This window comes from Leucobacter sp. M11 (genome assembly GCF_035726885.1).
Classification (GTDB): Bacteria; Actinomycetota; Actinomycetes; order Actinomycetales; family Microbacteriaceae; genus JAPFRB01.
Map to the genome: position 1 here is coordinate 528,124 of NZ_JAPFRB010000004.1, position 4,817 is coordinate 532,940.

5 protein-coding genes are annotated in these 4,817 nt (G+C 72.5%); all 5 read left to right on the forward strand.

The genetic code is table 11. The features are described from left to right. Window positions 1–62: 62 nt before the first annotated feature. On the forward strand, window positions 63–668 hold the full coding sequence (locus OOT08_RS14700) for a regulatory protein RecX (protein WP_325093534.1): 606 nt from the start codon (window positions 63–65) through the stop codon (window positions 666–668). A 36-nt stretch (window positions 669–704) separates the two neighbouring features. After that, window positions 705–2,243: a tRNA (N6-isopentenyl adenosine(37)-C2)-methylthiotransferase MiaB gene (miaB, locus tag OOT08_RS14705; RefSeq protein ID WP_325093535.1), complete on the forward strand. Its 1,539-nt coding sequence runs from the start codon at window positions 705–707 to the stop codon at window positions 2,241–2,243. After that, window positions 2,240–3,226, forward strand: coding sequence for a tRNA (adenosine(37)-N6)-dimethylallyltransferase MiaA (miaA, locus tag OOT08_RS14710; protein ID WP_325093536.1), 987 nt, complete (start codon window positions 2,240–2,242; stop codon window positions 3,224–3,226). The genes miaB and miaA overlap by 4 nt, the downstream gene beginning before the upstream one ends. A 4-nt stretch (window positions 3,227–3,230) precedes the next feature. Continuing rightward, window positions 3,231–4,115 carry a diaminopimelate epimerase gene (gene dapF / locus OOT08_RS14715; protein ID WP_325093538.1) on the forward strand — a complete coding sequence of 295 codons (885 nt, stop codon included), beginning with the start codon at window positions 3,231–3,233 and terminating at the stop codon, window positions 4,113–4,115. A gap of 173 nt (window positions 4,116–4,288) precedes the next feature. Beyond that, the coding region (locus OOT08_RS14720) for a hypothetical protein (protein ID WP_325093539.1) at window positions 4,289–4,817 on the forward strand (529 nt) is incomplete at its 3' end.

Genomic DNA, 4,817 nt, shown 5'->3' on the forward strand with positions numbered 1-4,817 from the left:
TCTCTCGAGCAGGCTCGCGGAAAGAAGCTCGGCGCGTAGCGCCGGGCGGGAACCGAATCACCGTGGTCGTGCGTTTTCTCCCCGTCGGCGGACCGGAGCGAAAAGCCCCGGTCCCCCCGCGGGACAATCTTGCCGAGGTCGTCGAGTTGCGCTCCCGGCTCGTCCCCGAGGAGACGCCCGACGCGGAGCCGGCGCCCGACCTCGGCGATCCGCGCGAGCAGGCCATGCGCCGGCTCGCGCGGAGCGCCCAGAGCGTCACCGAGATCGAACGATTCCTGCGGGGCAAGGGGCACCAGCCCGAGGCAATCGAGCCGGTCGTTCGGGAATTCCTGGATCGCGGCTACCTCGACGACCTCGCCCTGGCCAAGGCGCAGACCGGGATCCTCCGGGAGCGCAAGCGCATGAGCACGCGCATCATCGAGCGCACCCTGAACGAGCGGGGCATTCCGCGCGAGTTCATCGGCATCGCGCTCGCCGAGTTCGACCCCGAGGGCGATGACGAGGACCGGGTGCTCCGCGAGGCCGCCCGGGACCGCGCCCGCAAGATGGGCTCTCTCGACCGGGCGACCGCCGAGCGCCGGCTGATCGCCTTCCTCGCCCGCCGCGGTTTCGGCGGTTCCTCGGTGCGCGACATCGCGCGTGAGGCGCTCGACGAGGCCGCGCGCTAGCGTCGCCCCGCTCGGGTGAGCCGATACACTGACACCATGAGCACCGTGGAAATTCCCGTGGAGATTCCCGCGTCCGACGCGGCCCGCAACGAGGACGGCAGCGCCCGCACCTACCGCGTGCGAACCTTCGGCTGCCAAATGAACGTGCACGACTCCGAGCGCCTGTCGGGGTCCCTGGAGTCCGCGGGCTATGTCCCGGTCGCCGAGGGAAGCGACCCCGATGTCGTGGTGATCAACACCTGCGCCGTCCGGGAGAACGCGGACAACAAGCTCTACGGCAACCTCGGCTACCTCGCGAGCGTCAAGCGCAAGCGCGAGGGGATGCAGATCGCCGTCGGCGGCTGCCTCGCCCAGAAGGACCAGTCGGTCATCCAGGAGAAAGCCCCCTGGGTCGACGTGGTCTTCGGCACGCACAACATGGGCGCGCTGCCCCGGCTGCTGGAACGCGCCAGGCACAACGGCGAGGCCCAGCTGGAGATCGAGGAATCCCTCGAGACCTTCCCCTCCACCCTGCCGACGAAGCGGGACTCCGCCTCGAGCGGCTGGGTGTCGATCTCTGTCGGCTGCAATAACACCTGCACTTTCTGCATCGTGCCGACCCTGCGGGGCAAAGAGAAGGATCGCCGCCCGGGGGACGTCCTCGCCGAGGTGCAGGCGCTCGTCGCGGACGGCGCGATCGAGGTCACCCTGCTCGGCCAGAACGTGAACACCTACGGCGTCGAGTTCGGCAACCGGCAGGCGTTTTCCGAGCTGCTTCGGGCCACGGGGCAGATCGAGGGCCTGGAACGGGTCCGCTTCACGAGCCCGCACCCCGCGGCCTTCACCGATGACGTGATCGATGCGATGGCGGAGACCGCGAACGTCATGCCGCAACTGCACATGCCCCTGCAATCGGGTTCCGACCGGATCCTGAAGGCAATGCGCCGCTCCTACCGGAGCGCAAAGTTCCTCGGCATCCTGGACCGCGTCCGCGAGCGGATGCCGCACGCGGCAATCTCGACCGACCTGATCGTGGGCTTCCCCGGCGAGACGGAGGAGGACTTCCAGGAGACCCTGCGCGTGGTTGAGGCCGCGCGCTTCGCGACCGCGTTCACCTTCCAGTACTCCATCCGCCCGGGGACGCCCGCGGGCGAGATGCCGAACCAGGTGCCGAAGGCCGTGGTGCAGGAACGCTACGAACGCCTCACCGCGCTGCAGGAGCGGATTTGCCAGGAGGAGAACGAGGCCCAGCTCGGCCGGACCGTGCGCGTGCTCGTCGCGAACGGCGAGGGACGCAAGGACGAGGGAAGCCGCCGGCTGAGCGGTCGGGCGGAGGACGCCCGGCTCGTGCACTTCGACGTCCCCGAGGGGACAGCCCCGCCCCGTCCCGGCGACGTGGTCACCGTGACCGTGACCCGCGCGGCGCCCTTCTACCTGATCGCCGAGCACCGCGAGGGCTCCCGCTACGAGCTGCGCCGCACCCGGGCCGGTGACGCCTGGGACCGCGCCCAGGCCGAGAGCTGTGGGGCGCCCGCGCCCGCGGCTGCGGGAGCGGCACGTCCCGTGAACCTTGGCCTGCCCGTGCTCCGCCCGTGACCGAGCAGCCACCGTCCGGCCCGCCGCTGATCGCGGTGATCGGGGCAACCGGCACCGGAAAATCCGAGTTCGCGATCGAGGTGGCCGAGGCGCTGCGCGCGCGGGGCCGCGACGCCGAGATCCTCAACTCCGATGCCATGCAGCTGTACCGGGGCATGGACATCGGCACGGCGAAGCTCAGCGTGCCCGAGCGGCGCGGGATCCCGCACCACCTCTTCGACGTCCTGGACGTTGCCGAGGAATCCACCGTCGCGGGGTACCAGGCACTCGCGCGACCCCTGATCGCCGAGCTGCGCGAGCGGGGCACGACGCCGATCCTCGTCGGCGGCAGCGGGCTCTACGTCTCCGCGGCCTGCTTCGATTTCCGGTTCCCGGGCGCGGACCCCGCGGTACGGGCCGAGCTGGAACGCCGCCTGGCCGAGGAGGGGCTGGACGCCCTCCGCGCCGAGCTGCGCCGCCTGGACCCCGAGGGCGCGGAGCGCATCGATACCCGCAACCCCCGGCGGGTCGTGCGCGCCCTGGAGGTGCTCATCGTGACCGGGGAACCCGCGGCCAGCGCCCTCCCGGAAGCGCCCGTGCCCGTGGTGCCCACCCTGTTTGCGGGGTTGCAGGAGGAGCGCCCCGTCCTCACCGAGCGGCTTGACCGCCGCGTGGAGCGGATGTGGCGCGACGGCCTGCTCGCCGAGGTCGCTGCGCTCGTCCCCCTCGGCCTCGCGGAGGGGCCGACGGCCTCCCGCGCGATCGGCTACGCCCAGGCCCTCGGCCAGCTCGCCGGTTCCGTGACCGAAGCCGAAGCCATCGAGCAGACCCAGGCGCTCACCCGCCGCTACGCCCGCCGCCAGGCGAGCTGGTTTCGCCGCACCCGGGGCACCCGCTGGTTCCCCTCCACGGGCGGCGACCGGGCCGCCGAGATCCGGGCGACCGTCACCGCCGCGAGCGATGCGGAGGCCGTCGCGAGCTGGCCGAGCGCGCGAATAGACTGATGCTGTGACCCAGACGATCAACTTCAGCAAAGGCCACGGCACGGGAAACGACTTCGTGCTCATCGCGGACCCCGAGGGCTCCCTCGACCTGAGCCCCGCCCAGGTCGCGCGGCTCTGCGACCGCCGCTTCGGGGTCGGCGCTGACGGGCTGATCCGGGCCGTCCGCTCCCGAGCGATCCCCGAGGGGAGCGCGGCGCTCGCCGAGGAACCGGAAGCCGAGTGGTTCATGGACTACCGAAACGCGGACGGCAGCGTCGCCGAGATGTGTGGGAACGGCATCCGCGTCTTCGTGCACTTTCTGATCGAGCAGGGCCTGCTCGTGCCGACGCGCGGGGACACGATCCCGGTGGCCACCCGGTCCGGGGTGCGCGACGTGCTCGCGGGGGCCGCGGGCTACACGGTCGACCTGGGCCGCTGGGCGCTCGGCCGGGAGGAGCGGCTCGTGCGCGCTCGGCAGCTCGCCGTTGCCCGCCCCGGGGCGCTCATCCAGCTCGCAAACCCGCACGTGGTGGTGGCCCTCGCGGACGCCGCCGAGCTGGACGGGCTCGACCTGAGCGTCGCCCCGGACATCGAGCCGGGGCTGACGGACGGGGCCAACGTCGAGTTCGTGGTGCCCGAGGAGCCGCTCATCGCGGAGGGCGTCGCCCGGATCCGGATGCGCGTGCATGAGCGGGGCAGCGGCGAGACCCTGTCCTGCGGCACGGGGGCCGCGGCCGCCGCGCTCGCTTTCCGGCACTGGGCGGGTCGGGGCGCGCCGAACAGCTGGCGGATCGACGTGCCGGGCGGCAGGCTCTCCGTGCGGATGTTCCCCACGGAGGAGGGCGAGCACGTTTCCCTCTCCGGCCCGGCAGAGATCGTCTTCTCCGGGACCGTCGAGCTGGGGGCGTAGCGCCCGGCGGCTCCCCGCCAGCGATTACGGTTTGGTCACCGTTTGCCGAGGAAAGCCGGAGAACGGCCCTGATCGCTGCCAGCGAACGTAAGCTGGGCGCGAGTCTCGTGGGGGCGAGGCTTCCCCGAGTGAGTGCTCACCGGGGTCCGATCCTGACCCGGGGAGGACTCACGATGCTGTCGGTTCAGACACAGTCCGTGCTGGTCCTCGTCGTGGTGCTCGGACTCGGTGCGCCCCTCATGGCAATCATCGTCTCGATCCTCGAGCAGCTCGCTCCGCGCCTGCCGATCCCCGCGGGCGTCGGCGCGCACACCCGGCAGCCGGACCGGGGAGAGCGCGCGGCCCTGCTCCGCCGGGCCCGCGCCGAACTCGGCAGCTTCCGGGTCTGGGGCGTGTTCTGGTTCGCCTCCGTCGCGACGCTCGCCGCGACCGCCCTCGTCACCACGCAGTCCGGAACGGCGGCGGCCCTCCTGCCCGGGGCGGCGCTGTTCCTGCTCGGCCTGTGGCTGCTCTGGGCCGAGCACCGCCTGGTGCGCCAGCGGGCGCTGATGCTCGCCCGCCGCTCCGGGCCCCGCTCCGCCCGTGCGGCGCAGCGCCTCGCCGCCCGCGCGCTCGGCCTGGCCGCGTCCCCGGCTGTCCCCATCCGCCTCAGCCGGATCCCTCGCGGCCCGAGCGCGGTGCCAGCAGCACCAGGAACACTGG

What these genes read in the sequence shown, in the direction of transcription:
- miaB (WP_325093535.1), top strand. Translation starts at nt 705, where the DNA reads ATGAGCACCGTGGAAATTCCCGTGGAGATTCCCGCGTCCGACGCGGCC.